The sequence below is a fragment of the Labilibaculum euxinicum genome (assembly GCF_963678175.1).
Taxonomy (GTDB): Bacteria; Bacteroidota; Bacteroidia; order Bacteroidales; family Marinifilaceae; genus Labilibaculum; species Labilibaculum euxinus.
The window spans coordinates 1,573,824-1,591,481 of sequence record NZ_OY782756.1; the positions used below are offsets into that span (position 1 = coordinate 1,573,824).

Here is a 17,658-nt window from a genome sequence, read left to right on the forward strand (position 1 = left end):
AACCGATTATTATGAAAAGAAATGGAGCAAGTCTACTACTAATATTATTTTTACAATTAACATATTTATCTGTAAAAGCAAGTGATTTCTACTGGATTGGCGGTTCGGGTAATTTTAATGATATAGAGCATTGGAGTGATCAGCCAGGTGGAAAGGTAAACCCTGGTGCCCTCTTGCCGGATAAAGATGATAATGTGTATTTTGATGAATTTTCTTTTCCAGATCCGGGAGCAGAAGTGGTAATTACTAGTGTAGCGCGTTGTTTGAATATGTATTGGGGCAATGTACAAAACACGCCTGCTCTGAAAACGGATAATAATATTGCGCATTATTTGGTAATTTACGGAGGAGTGAAATTTAATACCCAGATGATCATTGACCTTGATCGTCCTCTTTATTTTAGAGCGAATACTCTTGGCAATGTTATTGATTTTGGAGGAAATTCATTTAATGGAGATTTCTATTTTGACAACAATGGAGGTTGGAGAATTACCAGTGAAATGAATCTGCTTGATAATACGGTTTATTTTAATCAGGGAACCTTAAGTATTGAAGCAGAATTAACCTGTGGAAGTCTTGTTGCTGAAAACCCGGTATCCAGAGAGCTCTATTTAAATTCTTCAATAATTAATCTTCAAAAAAGCGGAACATCCGTTTTGTCTGTCCAAACAGATAATTTAAATCTGTATCCGGGAAATTCAAAAATAATTGTTAGTTCAGCAAATTCAACAATTGAAACAACCGGAACTAAACGAGTTGATTTTTATGATGTTCTTTTTCAAGGGAACAATGGAGCAATAGAAAGTAATGTTACTCTTACCTCTTTTAACGATATAACATTTGAGCTGGATGGAAGTTTAAAAGGGGAAAACGATATTCAGAATTTGATTTTTACTGCTGGTCACAGTTATTCCATTTACGATGGCACTCAAAATATAAAAACTAAGTTTGAGGCTCTGGGAGAATGTTATGCCTATATTTATATTACAGGAGATGTTCTTGGTGGAAATATTTCGGCCGAATTGGTTAATCTAAATTATTTAAAGGTTAAAAATATCAACGCAAGTGGAAATGCGGTTACATTTTTGGCTAATAACTCCTATAACTTAGGCGGGAATAATGCGAGTTGGAATTTTGTTGCACCATCTTCCGCAGATTATACCTGGACAGGAGGAGCAGGTGATGGTATGTGGGGAACACCAGGCAACTGGGATTCGGGTTGTGTGCCATCCAGAAATAATAGTGTAATAATACCAGCCACCTTTGTAGTAGCTATTGATATTCCAGCAGAATGTAAAAGCCTTACTATTGATGATAATGCGACTTTAGAAGGATCAAATAATTTAGCAATTTTTGGATCTCTGGCAGCAGGAAACTGTACCTGGGTTTTTGATGGAGAAACACAGTTTGATGGAGGTAACATAACAAACACAATAACAATAAATTCGGTTCTTACAGGATCTGTATCTTTTATTGGCGATGGAGAATGGACTCTTAATACAAACATTACTGTTGCAAATAATCTGGAGTTGTTTAAAGGTAAATTGCATGTTAATGGAAATCGATTAATCGTAGGACAATTCGTTTCTACAAGTACTTATAACCGGGAATTGGATTTACTTAATTCAAATGTGGATATTACCGATGGGGTTTCACGTTCATGGAATATTTCGGGCAGCAATTTTACACTTATCAGTAACAACTCTGAAATTCGATTCCTATCGGACGGAGCAGAACTCTACAATAATTCTTCCGATTTTATTATTTATGGAAGAGTAGTTTTTAATTTTCCTGATGGTCAGACATTTTTAACGAATGAAGGATTTGAGCCGACTTTTGAGTCTCTTGAGTTTAAAGGGAATGCTAAATTATTTGGTAATCATCAGTTTGATCAACTAATTTTCACCAAGGGTAAATCTTATCTTTTTAATGTTGGCAGTAAACAGAAAATTACAAAAGCGGATGGTTTGATTGCTCACGGTACATGTTCCGAATACATTTCTTTTAAAGGAGAAAATGGTGTTGCTTATTTTGATTGTGACGTGTCGTCATCTGATCTTTTTAGACTAAGAATTGAGGATATAAACGTTATTGGAGGAATTGGTTCGTTAACAGCAAATGAATCGATAAGTATTTCTGGATATGATGGATGGGTTTTCCCTGACGATTTAACCGGAGGCACTGTTTATTGGACGGGAAATGTTGATAATGACTGGTTTAAGGCTGGAAACTGGTTGGGAGGATGTTTACCAAACCGAAAAGATGTGGTTATTTTCGAAGATGCGAAAGTCTTAAACAGTTATGAAGTAAATATATCTAAAAAAGGGAGTTCAGCAGAGTGTTTGGATATGATCTGGACGAATGCCAGTTTAATGAGTTTCACAGGAGATCAGCCAATATGTATTTTTGGAAGTCTGGATTTTTCGGGCATGGTAAATGCCAATTATTCATATTCAGGTGATTTTTATTTTAAATCAGAGAATCCTTCCAATATTAATGCGGGGACAGTAGATTTACTTAGCGATCTCGTTTTTGAAGGAACTAAACAAGATGATGATTCCTGGCTTGCAGGAAGCTGGACTTTGAATAGCGGATTGAAGACATCAGGTACAATTCTTTTAGAGAATGGAGATCTGAACTCTAATAACCAGGATATTGAGGCTGTTGGTTTTATTTCTAATTTTGGTGTAGCTAATACAAGATCATTAACATTAGGATCTTCGACATTTAAATTGGAACAATTTGAAATTTCTCCTGACGGATTTACTTTTGATGCTGGTACTTCGGAGATAATATTTACTACAGGAGGCGATTTGATTGTTTCAAAAGGAGCTGTTCCGGTAACATTCTATAATGTTACTTTCGATGATGCTGATGGAAATGCCTACATAGATACTTACTCAGACGACATTTATTTTAACAATATAGTATTAAATGGAAATACTTATTTTAGAAAAAAGAATGTTTCTGAAATAAGTTTTGTTGCCGAAAGTATTCAATTGGCTGTTGGGAAAACCTATGTGTTTGAAAGTAGTCAGACCTTTGTGCTTGGTAATGTAATTGCTAACGGAGCCTGCGAAGGAACTATTGATATAACAGGCTCGCGTGCCGATCCTGCAATTTTTAAAGCGAAGACTGGTGCAACTAATATAACAGTAAATTCGGTTAATATTTTAAATGTAAATGCTGAGCCTGCAGATACATTTGTTGCAAATGCTTCAATAAACCTGGGGGGCGCTGACGGTTGGAAATTTGAAAATGAACCATCAGGAACCAATTTGTATTGGGTTGGCGGAACAGGAAATTGGGATGATCCAAATCATTGGTCAACGGTTTCCGGTATTAAATCGGGAGGTTGTGTGCCAACAGCAAAAGATAATGTATTTTTTGATGACGGTTCATTTACAGATACAGAACAAACAGTATATACAGGAGCCAGTGATATTCGTTGCCGAACAATGGATTGGACTGGATCTGAAGCTGCGAGACCGAATTTTGAAATGGGCGCAACTGATATTTCAGGTGTTTATATTTATGGTTCTCTTATTTTCAATTCGGCTGTAGATATTAATCTATCTGCAGTGGTTAATTTTTACTTTAGAGCAACCGAACTTCAGGAGATAAATACATTTGGATATGTGTTTCCAAATATTGTTGAGTTTGATGGTAATGGCGGAGAGTGGAAATTAAGGGACGATATGCTCATGGAAGGTGATTGTTTCATCCGTTACGGTAAATTAATAACCAATGGTTTCGATTTGGAATGCAAGAGTATCACATCTACAGATCCAACTGAGGGAGTTAATTCAAGGGGTTTAGATATTCAGAATTCTAGTGTAACCATTACCGGAAAGGAAGATGTATTGGGACGCTCGATTTATTTTAACCTTGCCGATGCATATTTGGATTTAGGATTTGAATTTTTATCTGCGAACAGTACAATTACATTTACAGATAATGCTGAAGTATTTATCGCAGGAGCCACAACACACAATATCTCATTTGAAAAATTAATATTTGAGAAGGATGGAGAATTGGATTCAGGCTTTTCTGGTATTACTCCTTATGTGAGTTATCTGCAGTTTAAAGAAAATGGTACCGTAAATGGAAAAAATAAATTTGGAACAGTCGAATTGGGTAGGGGGTTTGAATTCAAGTTTCAGAATGGCAAAACGTATGAAATGGATTACCTTCTTGCTGAAGGAAGTTGTTTCGCTCCAATATCGTTGCATTCTACGAAAGATACTAAACAAACTACCATACTTGCGGCAAATAATGTGACAGGTAATTTCCTTGAACTGAAAGATATTAATGGCGATGGCTCAAAAGGAGCAAATTATACTGCAGCAAATTCATTTGATTTAGGGAATGTTACAGGTTGGATAACTGATGGAGCAATTGCTCCAATCGCTTTATACTGGGTTGGAAAGGGAACCGACGATAGCTGGAACAATCACGAGAACTGGAGTCGTACCCAGGATGGCAGCGAAGAAGGTTGTGTGCCTACCTTAAACGATGATGTTTTCTTTACTGCGAATTCATTTTTAGGAAGCAAATTTGTAGAGCTAAGCGTTGCCGGAAAATGCCACAGCATGACCTGGAATGATGATGTAGATCCTGGTGCAAGCTTTACTGTTGACGCGACTCTTCAAATTGGCGGATTCATGGATTTAACAGAGACGATGTCATTGAGTATGCGAGGTGTTTTTGACTTTGTTGGAGATGGATTGGCAGGTGATAAATTTGTTGATTTTGCCAATAAATCGATGAATGGTGATGTAATCTTCAATGGAGATGCACAGTCATGGGTTTGGAATTCGAGTTTGATCACTTCCGGTGATTTGTATTTGGAGAGTGGTTCTGTTACAACAAAAGGTAATGATTTTACTGTCGGACGATTCAGCTCATTGTCTTTGGGTGATCCTGATGCGGTTCGTAAGTTTGATATGAGCGGTTCTATCGTAACTGTTATTTCCGATCAGCCAACAGGCTGGAACATGAAGATGAATACTACAGGAGGATTGAATTTTATTGCAGCAAATACAAAAATTACATTTGCCAATGGAGGCGGAATTTATTGTGAAACCAATACTGATGTGACGTTTGGTTTTGTTGATTTTATGAATAATGGGATTATAAGAATAAAAGGAGCAGGACAAGGATATTTTGGTTCTGTGACTTTCTTTGAGCAAGGACAGATTTATGGTGATAATACTTTTACCAATTTGGAATTCACGCTTGGATATGAAAACAATACCATTGAATCAGGAAAAACGATTACCGTTATTTATGATTTAAAAATGGAAGGTGTACGTTGTTCTTATGCTTTCCTAAAAGCAAGTACTCCTGGGGTTAAGGCGTTTATATATAAACCATCAGGATTGTTTGGTAAAATTTACAATGCTGCCTTAACAGATATTGCGGGAACATCAGGTTCTGGGGGAGATCATCCTGTGAATTACCATTTTGATAATGATAACACTACAGGTTTCGTTTTGGTACCGAGTGCCCCCGGAGGAAGTGAGGATCCACCGTCTTTTGAAGGTAGCTTCGACCAGCCTCGTGAAGAGTGGTGCAGTGATGTTGCCGTTTTGGATCATGTAAAGGGTTTTCCTATTAACAGCAATACAACATTCCAATGGTATTATAGTGCAAATGGAACGGTTGGAACTTATACAGCCCTGTCAGGTGAAACCAATGCTGTAATTGAAGTTACTATTTCAGGATTCTACAAAGTTGAAGTGATTTATGGTTATAATACTGTAGCGAAAGATGGTTCTTTGTGTAAAATTGAATCTGTTATTGAGGTTCAGTTAGGAACCAAATCGAATGTTTCCCTGGAAATTACAGCCAATAATGTAAAATGTTTTGGGCAGGGAAATGGACGAGTTGTTGCCAAAGTCGCAAATATTCAGTATCCGGAATATAAATTTTTCTGGAAAGATGAGGCAGGAATTGATTTTTCAGCATCAACATCAACCAACAAAACAACTTGGGAAAGTACAGCATTAAACTTAACACCTGGTAAGTACAATATTACTGTAGCCGATGGAAAGAATTGTGAATTTGATACTATCGTAAATATATTTGATGCTTATGAATTGCTAATCGATAGTATTGCAACAAAGGATTTGACTTGTTTTACGATTCCAGAAGGAGAGATTTTAGTTGCAGCCTCCGGAGGTACCGGGAACCTATCTTACTTTTTAGATAATGTAGTTCAGGCAAATGAAAATATTACAGGATTGTATTCCGGTGACTACAAAGTTCATGTTTCGGATGAGAACCTATGTCTAACTCCTGAGCAGGATATTACTTTGAATTCAAATCCTGAGATTGTAATGGATCTGAACGGAACTGACTTGCTTTGTTATAACGATAATAATGGATTGTTTAATCCAATTGTTACCGGAGGTGTAGCTGATTATACTTACGCTTGGACGGGGCCGGCCGGATACACGGCAACAACAGCTAATATTTCAGGCTTGGCAGGAGGAACTTACGAATTAACAGTTACTGATGCAGTTAATTGTCCTTCGGTTTTGAGTCAGGAATTGATTGAACCAAAGGAATTAATTACGAACGAATTAACAATTGAAGCTGCAAATTGTAATGGAGAAAGTTCAGGTGAGATTTTTGTTGAAGCAGCTCAGGGGACTTCAAACTATCAATATTATTTAGATGGAGTTGAAAGTCCAACAGGTATTTTTTCTAACCTGGCTCCAAAAGATTATGCACTTCGAATTGTTGATGCAAACTCATGTGTGTTTGAACAAAATGTTACTGTTACTGAGCCGGGGGAAATAGGATTCTTAATTGAAGATATTGTATTGCCAACATGTAAGAATATCAATGATGGTATTGTTAGAATCACACCTTATGGTGGTAATAGTGGCTACAGGTACAGCTGGTCAGGACCAAGTGATTATCGGTCATATTCTCAAAATATTGAAGATGTTGTTGCCGGTGATTATAGTTTGCTGATTACTGATAAGAATAACTGCTCTTCTGAGAACGGTGTAGACTTAAATTTAGGTTTGAGCATCCAGTTGGGCTTAGTTGTAGAACAACACATTAAAGTTGCAGGAACCAAAAATGGTATTCTTTCTATTGAAACTTTGGAAGGTACAATTCCTTATAGTTTTACCGTTACAGGGCCAGGAGGATATTCATCTGTTAGTCCTGATAATTACGATGACAACAGTTTCTTGATTGAGAATCTGGCAGGAGGTGTTTATACCGTTGTCGCAACAGACGCTTCCGGATGTTCAACAGTGAAAAAATCGATAATAATTGAAGAACCGGAAATGGCCTTCGCTTATATTGAGGAAAGACAAGCTGTGGGTTGTGCAGGAAGTCCTGTGGGAGAATTAAGGGCACATGCCAAAGGAGGTAATGGAACATTTACTTATACTTGGTCTGGGCCTGCCGGATACAGTGGAACAGGAGAAACAATTTCGGGATTAGCCGCAGGCATTTATACTGTTACAGCAACTTCGGCTGGTCAATCGGCAACTAATACTTATGAATTATTAGCTCCGGATCCTTTGTTGGCCAGTGTGGCAAATGTTGAAAATGTAAGTTGTAACAATGCCGCTGATGGTGAGATTGAATTGGATGTGAATTTTGGATCGGCAGATTACACAATAGCATGGACTAATGGAGCTGGATTTTTATCGTCGGCAAAACATATTTTAGATCTGGAGCCTGGCACATATGATTATGCCATAACTTCAGAATATGGATGTCCTCCTGTTTTAGGAAGTCAGGCTATCACAGAACCAACTTCACTTGCATTGACTGTAACTCCGATTGATATTTCTGTCGTAGGTTTGCGTGATGGAGAGATTTCGGCAACAGTTACCGGAGGAACCCCTCCTTATATTTTCTTGATATCAGGACCAAATGGATATTCTTATGCTGAATCAAACGTATCTGAAAAAATTTCAGTTGATGGCTTGGAGATGGGCGTTTATGACGTTGTTGTATTAGATGCGAATGAGTGCAGAATTGAAGATTCTAAAAAGGTTCATGAACCGGAGAAATTGCTCTTGTTTGTAACTTCAAATACAGATATTACCTGTCCTGGAGGAAATGATGGTGCTGTAACCGTGGATGTTTTAGGGGAAAGTGATCCTAAAAATTTAACTTATTCATGGACAGGAGATAACTATTTTAGAAGTACAGATAAAGATGTTTCCGGTTTAAAAGCTGGTACTTATACTGTTACAGTATACGATTCGGCTGGCGATCCCGGCTATGAAAGTCAGAGTTTGCAGGTTGTGGTTAATGAACCAGACAAGCTTGTTGCTGAATTCTGGAAGAAAGATATTTCCTGTTTTGGAAGGACTGACGGTTACATTAACCTGCATCCGAAAGGAGGAACTCCGGGTTATACCTACTTATGGGGAGGAACGGGTGTTATCGGGACAAATGAAGATCAGCAAGGACTTTCGGAAGGAACATATTCGGTTCAGATAACAGACAGCAAGGGATGTAAATCAGAAATAACACCAATTAGTATTGTGGAGCCTAAGCAGGTTTTTGTTACAGTTTCAGATTTTTTAGAGCCAACATGCTATGGTTTGGAAGATGGCTGGATTAAATTGGATATTTCGGAGGGTACCGAACCCTATTTGGTTAACTGGGATAATTATGGTAGTATCACTAAGGATATTTTTGATGTTGAATCCGGAGATTATTCTTATGTGGTTGTTGATAATAATGGATGTGAAACTTCGGGATCTAAGTTGTTGAACCAGCCGGATACATTGATCGCTGAAATTAATGATTATCAAGATATATTGTGTTATGGAACAAATTCAGGAAGTGCAACCGTTGATATATCAGGAGGAACACCAAACTATATAATCGAATGGTCGGATGGTCAGGAAACAGATATTGCTTCTGATTTAATTATTGGGACTTACGATGTTAAGGTTGTTGATAAGCATGGATGTTCAGATGTCGCCAGTGTGGAGCTTGTTCAGCCAGAGGCTTTGAATTTGGAAGCCGAAGCCAGTCGCCCAACTACAGTTGATGCCAATGATGGTTCCATTCGAATTGATGTTACCGGAGGAGTTTTAGATTATACCATTAATTGGTCTGATCAGGATTTGAATCCATATTATGGAACAAGTATTGAGGATTTGGGAAGAGGTACTTATATAGTAAGTGTAATTGATAAAAATAATTGTCAGTTAGATTCAACAATTGTACTTGAATATTTATATGAAAACAGAATAACAATACCAAAAGCATTTACGCCAAATAATGACAGCTATAATGATTATTGGGATATTGACAGAATCGAGTTTGTACAAAACCTTAAGATTGTGATTTACGATCGATGGGGAAAAGCAGTTTATAAATTTAGTGGAACTGGTAATCAGTATCGCGGTACCCCATGGACTGGTGCCGATGGAAATACTAATTTACCAATAGGTTCATACTATTATGCTGTAGAACTTGATGATGAAAAGCCGATACTGGGAACTGTAACAATTCTCCGTTAATTAATAATATTAAACCTGACCCTTAGATTCTAATGAGAATAACAATAATTCTAGGAGTGTTACTATTTGCATTCACTCAAGGAAAAGCTCAACAATTGCCACTTTATAGTCAGTATGTGGAGAATGGATTTTTACTCAATCCTGCCATGGCAGGAAGCCGGATGTATTCACCTCTGCGATTAAGTTTGCGTCAGCAATGGTCGGGAGTAGAAGGGGCCCCGGAAACACAGGCATTGAGTTTTAATAAAAATATGAATAATAAATGTACCACTTGTAACGTAAAAGGAAATCCATTATCACGACGGAATAAACAAATGGGAGTTGGCTTGGGAGGATATTTTTTTAACGATAAAGCAGGTGAGGTTGCCAGAACAGGAATTGAGTTTTCTTATGCCTATCACTTGCAATTATCAAAAAGTAAACTGGGGCAAACAGGAACAAAGCTTTCATTCGGATTGGGGGGTGTTTTTTATCAGTTTAAGTTTGATAAAAGATACATCCCGGTTAATGATCCAAAAGCAGGGCCGGATGAAGTATCTTATGTGCCGGATGCAAACTTTGGTGTTTATTTGTATAATGATGATTATTTTGTAGGGGCATCAGCAGCGCATTTATTTGAATCTTCTGTTAAAATGGGAGATAACAATATCAATGATAATATTATGATGCGTCATTTTTATGCAACAGCAGGTTACACATTTCATTTAAAAGACCTTGTTGATTTGGAACCTTCGGTAATTGTTCGTAAAACAATGGATTCTGATATTTATTACGATCTGTCAGCAAAGTTGTTTATCAATCATTTTTGGATGGCTGCATCTTACAGAACAAACGATCAGATTGTGGGAATGGTAGGGGTAAATTACAATCAATATTACATTGGGTATTCATACGATTATTACACAAACAATTTAATTGCTGACAGCAGTGACGGAACTCATGAGATCACATTAGGAATCAATTTCGACATTCCAAATAAAATGAAGAGGGAAAGTAGATTGAGAGAAAGAAGAGCTGCCGATCGAAATTTCAGTAAAACAAAAACTTCCCGATACAAGAGAAACAGTAAAAGTTACATTTTCTTTTAAAAAAATTTAGAAGAACTTGAATCTGGTATTTTTACATAAAATACCGGATTTTTTATATCTTCAAGTTCGATTTAAACAAGTAAACCATGCAATTCTATCGTCTTCTGTTTTTTATTGTCATCTCATTTCTCATTATTTCTTGCGACCAAGATGAGAATTTTACGACCGATCCAAATTTTAGATTGACATTTTCAGCGGATACAATTGCATTTGATACATTATTCACTGGCTTTGGTTCAACAACCAAGCAGTTAAAGGTGAAGAATACTTCATCCAACGCAATTAATATCTCGCACTTATACCTTCAAAATTTAGAATCACCATATCGACTAAATGTGAATGGAATTCAGTCGAACAATTTGATGGATATTGAACTTGATGCCAAAGACAGCCTTTTTATTTTTGTTGAGGTAGGTCTTGAAGCAAAAGATGAGGATGCTCCCCGGTTATTAGAAGACCAATTGAAGTTTGAACTGAACGGGCAGGTGCAGGAAGTGATTTTAGAGACTTTTGCGCAGGATGTTTATATAGTTGATGGTGACATTACTGAAAATACGATTTGGACGGCAGATCGTCCTTATTTTGTTACGAAACCTGTTTGGATTGATGAAGGTATTGACCTGATTGTTTATGAGGGAACAAAGGTTTATTTCAAGAAGAATGCGGCACTTCATGTTAAGGGTAATTTTGAAGTAAAAGGAAGTTTTCAAAAACCTGTTTATTTTGGAAGTTCACGATTAGAGGAATTGTACAAAAATGTTCCCGGCCAATGGAATGGAATCTACTTTTACGATGAAAGTACGACTCACCTTCTCAGTCATTTTATTCTCGAAAACGGCATTAATGGATTAAGTTTTCCTAAAACCATATTGGATAACAATCCAATATTGATTGAGTATGGAATTATTCGGAATTTTACCGGGATTGGATTACTGGCATCAAATTCCATTATTGAAGCTCATGATATGCTGGTCAGTAATTGTGGCGGGGAATGTGTCCGATTAAAAGGGGAGGGTTCTTACCTGATATCACATTCCACATTTTACAACTCTTGGTTTTTCTCAGCCAGATCGGAACCTGTGATTTCATATAAAGGCATTGGTGAAAATGGCCTGACGATACGGAATTGTATTATTTATGGAAATAAAACTGATGAATTGGAATTAGATTCAGCAGAAAATGCTTCTGTTCAGAATTCTCTTTTAAAATTGAGCAATTCAGCCCATATTGATTATGCCTCAATATTCACTGAATGTTTGTTTAATGAAGATCCTGGTTTTCTTGATTTGGAAGAGCTTAACTTTAGCTTGAGTGAGAAATCGTCAGCCATAAATAAGGGAAGTATTGAATTCATATCGACCTATCTTTTTGATTTGGCAGGCAATCGCAGAGATAATGATGCAGCCCCGGATATGGGATGTTATGAATTTTCAGAAATTAAATAATATGAAGTTTTCTCTAATCCTAATCATTTGCCTGTTCTTGTGTGCGAGAATTAGTTTGGCGCAATCTGTCATCGATGGATCGGAGGAAGGAATACGAGGTGATTTTAGGTTGATGTTTTACAATGTGGAGAATCTTTTTGATTGTTTTGATGACAGCCTTACGCTGGATAATGAATTTCTTCCAAGGGGAGAGCGAAATTGGACATGGGAAAAATATCAGAAAAAATCACAAAAAGTGGCTAAGGTAATTTTAGCGGCAGGTGGCTGGGAGTTTCCCGATTTAATTGGACTCTGTGAGGTTGAGAACCGATTTGTTTTAGATGGTTTGTTTAAAATTGGATATCTGAACAAAGCAGGATATCAAATTATTCATCGCGAATCGCCGGACAGGAGAGGGATAGATGTGGCATTAATTTATCAGCCTGAAACGTTTCATCCCATCGATACGACATTTATTAAATTGATTTACGATGGAGATTCAATCTCAACTACCCGGGAAATCCTCTATGTAAAGGGGAAAACAAATACAGATGATACTTTGCATGTCTTTGTAAATCACTGGCCTTCGCGTTGGGGAGGCCAGCTGGAGTCCGAGAATAGAAGAATATCAGCATCACATTTGTTGAAAGGAAAAGTATCTGAAATTGTTAATCATAACGGCAATCCCTTGATTATAATAATGGGCGATTTTAATGATTATCCGGATAACAGATCTTTACAAACTGAGCTGAATGCTCTATCCCCGGAGAAAGAAATTTGCAATAATAAATTGTACAATTTGGCTTATTCATTTTTAAACAAAACAGGAATAGGGAGTCATAAATATCAAGGGAAATGGGGAATGCTCGATCAATTTATTGTATCAGGAGCTTTGCTTAATAAGTCTGGTTTTTTGTATTGTGATCCAGATAATATGAGTCTTTTTAAACCCGAATTCTTATTGGAAACAGACAATACTTATTTTGGAGAAAAACCTTTTCGAAGTTTTATTGGATATAAATTTAATGATGGTTTTAGTGACCATCTTCCTATTATTCTTGATTTGTGGAGGAAATAAAAATGGCTGTCAATTGATGTTGGCAGCCATTTTAATAATTTATTTATTTTATTCTGCAGAAATAATTTCAGCAAGGTTCTTTTCATATAATTTACTACCTGTTTTCGGATCGAAATTTGAACTTGGACCGGAAATACAACCACCTTCACAAGCCATTACCTCTATAAAATTACCGCTTGTTTTGCCTGTTTTAGCAAATGCTTTCAGCATATTAATCTTCTTTTTGTCAAGACCATTTACAATTACAGGTTTAATGTTTACGTAAGGCTTAAGTTCAAGTACCGATTGCGCCACACCACCACTTGCGGCGTAAGCTCTTCCGTGATTTAAAATACTTTTGTCAAGATTTATTGAATTTTCCATTTCCATCTCAACTTTCCAACCTTTAAAAAGAGCCGATAATTCTTCAAACGTCATTACGTAATCTACGTTCGGATCATTCATTCCTTCCCGGCGTTTGGCAATACATGGTCCAATAAATACAATTTTTGCCTTTGGATATTTTATTCGGGCAATCTCTGCTGCATAATACATCGGACTCTTGGTATGCGAAATGTATTTTTTCATTTCGGGTATATGCTTGTCTACAGCAGAAACATAAGCAGGACAGCAGGAAGTTGTCATAAAAGGGGCTTTTGCAGCCAGACGTTCCAGTAATTCGTCGGCCTCATTTTCAGTAGTTACATTTGCACCTTTAGCGACTTCTATTACATCTGTAAAACCCAATCTCTTGATAGCTCCTAATACATTTTCTATTTTAGAGTGGAATTGTCCAAGAACAGCAGGAGCAACTATGGCAACGGTTTCTTGCTCTTCCTCTTTTATGGATTTCATCACATCTATTATCTGAGAATTCTCCATGATTGAACCAAAAGGACAAGCCGTAATACATTTGCCGCAATCAATGCATTTATCTTCATCAATCCGTTCAATACCATACTCATCTTTGGTGATAGCGCCAACAGGACAAGCATTTTCGCAAGGTACAGGCATGTATATAATGGAATGATAAGGGCAAACACTCATGCAAATACCACAATTAATACAGGTTTTGGGATTGATTTGAGCTTGACCGTTTGCATTCCAGCTGATGGATTCCTTAGGACAGTTCATCATACACGGATGTGCAACACAACCTTTGCAAAGATTGGTTACGATGTAACTATTCTTTACACAAGAAGTACATGCCTCATCAACAACCGTCAATATTTTGTTGATTGGGTTTTTTCTTTCAAGTGCTTCTTCAGCATACGAAGCCAAAGTTTTAAGTTCGTCTGTGTATTCATCCAAATCGAAACCTAAAAGTGGAATCAATTTTTCTTTAATGATTACACGTTCCTTAAAAATACAGCAACGATCAGATTTAGGGCTTCTGCGTGGGGCCATTTCAAGAGGAATTCTATCAAGTCCTTCCATTAATTTCCCTTCATTAAAAAGATCTGCCATTCTTGCCAGAAGATCTCTTCTGATTATCATTGTATTGTCAACGTATGCCATTCCTGAATACTTTATTAGTGGGGTGTTTTCTTCTTTTTTTCAGGCCGCAAAAATAGATATTATTATTGTATTATATGATGCTGTTTAGCATGCAAAGGTTGTAAGTTTAAAAAAACCTTTGGACTAATCCAAAGGTTCTTTTTTGTTGCTTTTTTTTATGGGTTCAAGTCCCAGTTCTTTTCCTTTTTTCAGCATAAACTGATAGGCTGCATCATGTTCATTGGGAATTACTCCATCAAGAATAGCCTCTTTTATAGCCATTTTAATATCGCCAATTATTCTGCATGGCGATAAATTAAAAATATCAATAATTTCCTGTCCGTCAATTGGTGGCTGAAAGTTACGAACAGAATCCTTTTCCTCCACCTCTTTTAGTTTCCTTCGTACCAATTGAAAATTATCGAGAAACTTTTTCACTTTTTCTTCATTTTTAGAAGTGATATCGGCTTCGCATAATTTCATTAGTTGATCTACATCATCGCCGGCATCAAACAGCAATCTTCGGATTGCAGAATCGGTAACCACCTCTTGTGCCAATACGATGGGACGCATATGAAGAAGTACCATTTTCTGAACAAATTTCATTTTCTCGTTCAAGGGTAATTTCATTTTCTTAAAAATACCAGGCACCATTTTCTCGCCAATAAAATTATGAGCATGAAACGTCCATCCAATTCCATCCACAAATCTCTTGGTATTCGGTTTGGCAATATCGTGCAGTAAAGCCGACCATCGCAACCAAAGATTATTTGATTTTGGAGCTAATTGATCAAGAACCTCAAGTGTATGGTAGAAATTGTCTTTATGACTGATTCCTTTTCTGGTTTCCCGTCCTTTTAGTCTAACAAATTCAGGAAATATTAATTTTAACAAGCCTGTTTCATCCAGCAGCTTAAATCCGATAGAAGGTTTATCTGAAAGAATTATCTTATTTAATTCCTCGATAATTCTTTCTTTTGTGATGATATTAATTCGATCCTTATTGGTGCGAATAGCTTCAAGAGTTTCCTTCGATATTGTGAAATTAAGTTGGGTCGCAAAACGTATTGCCCTCATCATTCGCAAAGGATCATCAGAGAATGTTATTATTGGTTCCATTGGTGTTTTAATGATTTTATTATTTAAATCATTAATTCCATTAAATGGATCGAGCAACTCTCCAAAATTATTCTGATGCAGGCTAAGAGCTAAAGCATTAATGGTGAAGTCCCGTCTTTTTTGATCATCTTCGAGTGTGCCGTCTTCAACAATAGGGTTTCTGGAATCCCGATTGTAAGATTCTTTTCTGGCACCAACAAATTCAATTTCCAGATCTTTGTACTTTAGCATTGCCGTTCCATAGTTCTTAAAAACAGAAACTTTTGATATGCCGGCTTCTTTTGCTGCTTTTTGGGCTAGTTCAATACCGCTTCCAATAACTACAATATCAATATCTTTTGATTCCCGGTGTAAAAATAAATCTCTTACAAAACCTCCAATTACATAACTCTCGAGATTTTCACGGGTTACAATTTTGGAAATAATTGAAAATATAGGGTGTTTTAAATGTTCTTTCACTTTACTTTTTTTCAAACAGTTTACTCTAAATCATGTGCTTCAGGAGCCTAAAATCATAAATCCCTGATTCATTGCGCTGACAAAATTACAATTATTTAGATGGAATCTATAAAAACAAGCATTTTTTGAATCTGGCACACAAATTGTAAGATGTAAATATATATATTTATACATGTAAAATGATTGTGTTATTTTAATATTATAAGTTATGGTAGAACATTTGACAGTAGAGACATTTAAAGCGAAAGTATTTAATTTCGAAGAAAATAAAGATTGGAAGTTTGAAGGGAACCGACCTTGTTTGGTTGATTTTTATGCGGATTGGTGTGGTCCATGTAAAGCTGTTGCTCCTATTTTAGAGGAATTACAGGAAGAGTATGGTGATAATCTGGATATTTACAAGATTGACACTGAAAAAGAACGTGAGTTGGCATCAATGTTTGGAATTCAGAGTATTCCCTCTTTGTTGTTCATTCCTACAGATGGGCAGCCACAAATGTCACAGGGTGCTATGTCAAAAGAATCCTTTAAGCAGGCGTTTTCCGAAGTTCTTGGTGTAGGTGAATAATATTTGAGACTTAAAGTTTTGTTAAAGCTCCTGAATAATAATGATGGTTTTGAAAAAAGTATCATTTTTGTAAGAGAGTAATAATAAAAAAAGAAGTTGAACTAGGGGGTGTTCTTTTGTTGGGTTACCTTTGTAAAGAAACAAAGATGAAACGCGCCATGAGAAGACTTTTCTCACACATGAGGATGACTAAGTTGGCGAGTTCTCCCGAAACAAGTTCGGGACAGGCTATTTGGCAATAAAAAACAAATTTAGACACATGAAAAAAATATTTTTTGCATTTTTTGTAACAATGATAAACTTAAGTGCATTTTCCCAGGCAGCAAATGAAGTCATCCACTTGGATGATAATAGTTTTAAGGAGAAGGTATTTGATTTTACAAATAGTAAAGAATGGAATTTTAAGGGGGATAAACCTGTAATCGTTGATTTTTATGCAACATGGTGTGGTCCGTGTAAACGTGTTGCGCCTGTGCTTGAGGAGCTTCAAAAGGAATATGGCCAGGACATTCAGATTTACAAAGTTGACACCGATAAATCGCCAATGGTTTCCGGGGCATTTGGAATTAAAAGCATACCAAGTTTTTTGTTTATTCCTGTTAAAGGAAAGCCAACAATGGCACAGGGAGCTTTACCAAAAGAAACATTCGTAAAAGCTATAAAGGATGTTTTGGGTGTTAATGCACCTGAATCAATTAAATAGGGTTGAAAAAAGAAAGTTTAGGTTTTAGAAAGAGCCGGCATTTAGCCGGCTCTTTTGTTTTTGAACTATTTCCGATTACCTTTGTCGCAAAATCACAGTGGGGTGCCTTAAATAACAGGCTGAGATCATACCCTTTAAACCTGATCCGGATAATGCCGGCGTAGGGAAAATTGCGAATTAACTTTTCGCTAACCTGATCTTATTACAACCTCATTGCAATATATTATT

The 17,658-nt window shown here is 36.6% G+C and carries 8 protein-coding genes and 1 riboswitch; of the genes, 6 read left to right on the forward strand and 2 right to left on the reverse strand.

The features are described from left to right. Positions 1 to 11: 11 nt before the first annotated feature. The 4 genes from ACY0M5_RS06675 (at position 12) to ACY0M5_RS06690 (ending at position 13,105) form a co-directional block, all read left to right on the forward strand. Positions 12 to 9,515: a T9SS type B sorting domain-containing protein gene (locus tag ACY0M5_RS06675; RefSeq protein WP_461631217.1), complete on the forward strand. Its 9,504-nt coding sequence runs from the start codon at positions 12 to 14 to the stop codon at positions 9,513 to 9,515. A gap of 32 nt (positions 9,516 to 9,547) precedes the next feature. Next, positions 9,548 to 10,603, forward strand: coding sequence for a PorP/SprF family type IX secretion system membrane protein (locus ACY0M5_RS06680; RefSeq protein ID WP_461631218.1), 1,056 nt, complete (start codon positions 9,548 to 9,550; stop codon positions 10,601 to 10,603). A gap of 86 nt (positions 10,604 to 10,689) precedes the next feature. Beyond that, positions 10,690 to 12,048, forward strand: coding sequence for a choice-of-anchor Q domain-containing protein (locus ACY0M5_RS06685; protein ID WP_461631219.1), 1,359 nt, complete (start codon positions 10,690 to 10,692; stop codon positions 12,046 to 12,048). A 1-nt stretch (position 12,049) separates the two neighbouring features. Beyond that, positions 12,050 to 13,105 (forward strand): endonuclease/exonuclease/phosphatase family protein, encoded by a 1,056-nt coding sequence (locus ACY0M5_RS06690; RefSeq protein WP_461631220.1) that lies wholly within the window; start codon positions 12,050 to 12,052, stop codon positions 13,103 to 13,105. A gap of 48 nt (positions 13,106 to 13,153) precedes the next feature. On the opposite strand, the gene ACY0M5_RS06695 is transcribed toward ACY0M5_RS06690, so the two are convergent. Further along, positions 13,154 to 14,602, reverse strand: a complete 1,449-nt coding sequence (locus ACY0M5_RS06695) for a monomeric [FeFe] hydrogenase (protein ID WP_156196408.1) — start codon at positions 14,600 to 14,602, stop codon at positions 13,154 to 13,156. A 123-nt stretch (positions 14,603 to 14,725) separates the two neighbouring features. Next, complete coding sequence (locus tag ACY0M5_RS06700) at positions 14,726 to 16,174, reverse strand: CCA tRNA nucleotidyltransferase (protein ID WP_461631221.1); 1,449 nt, start codon at positions 16,172 to 16,174, stop codon at positions 14,726 to 14,728. Between the two features lie 193 nt (positions 16,175 to 16,367). Between ACY0M5_RS06700 and trxA (ACY0M5_RS06705) the strand changes: the two genes are divergently transcribed. Together trxA (ACY0M5_RS06705) and trxA (ACY0M5_RS06710) are read left to right on the forward strand one after the other, a co-directional pair. Then, a complete protein-coding gene (gene trxA / locus ACY0M5_RS06705; RefSeq protein WP_461631222.1) occupies positions 16,368 to 16,727 on the forward strand; it encodes a thioredoxin in 360 nt (119 codons plus the stop codon). A 259-nt stretch (positions 16,728 to 16,986) separates the two neighbouring features. Then, positions 16,987 to 17,430 carry a thioredoxin gene (gene trxA / locus ACY0M5_RS06710; protein ID WP_124992299.1) on the forward strand — a complete coding sequence of 148 codons (444 nt, stop codon included), beginning with the start codon at positions 16,987 to 16,989 and terminating at the stop codon, positions 17,428 to 17,430. Between the two features lie 88 nt (positions 17,431 to 17,518). Next, positions 17,519 to 17,615, forward strand: a riboswitch (TPP riboswitch). Positions 17,616 to 17,658: the final 43 nt, after the last annotated feature.

Bases quoted from the DNA above. Each gene is read 5' to 3' on its own strand.
- ACY0M5_RS06675 (WP_461631217.1), top strand. From the start codon at position 12: ATGAAAAGAAATGGAGCAAGTCTACTACTAATATTATTTTTACAATTA.
- ACY0M5_RS06680 (WP_461631218.1), top strand. From the start codon at position 9,548: ATGAGAATAACAATAATTCTAGGAGTGTTACTATTTGCATTCACTCAA.
- ACY0M5_RS06685 (WP_461631219.1), top strand. From the start codon at position 10,690: ATGCAATTCTATCGTCTTCTGTTTTTTATTGTCATCTCATTTCTCATT.
- ACY0M5_RS06690 (WP_461631220.1), top strand. From the start codon at position 12,050: ATGAAGTTTTCTCTAATCCTAATCATTTGCCTGTTCTTGTGTGCGAGA.
- ACY0M5_RS06695 (WP_156196408.1), bottom strand. From the start codon at position 14,602: ATGGCATACGTTGACAATACAATGATAATCAGAAGAGATCTTCTGGCA.
- trxA (WP_461631222.1), top strand. From the start codon at position 16,368: ATGGTAGAACATTTGACAGTAGAGACATTTAAAGCGAAAGTATTTAAT.
- trxA (WP_124992299.1), top strand. From the start codon at position 16,987: ATGAAAAAAATATTTTTTGCATTTTTTGTAACAATGATAAACTTAAGT.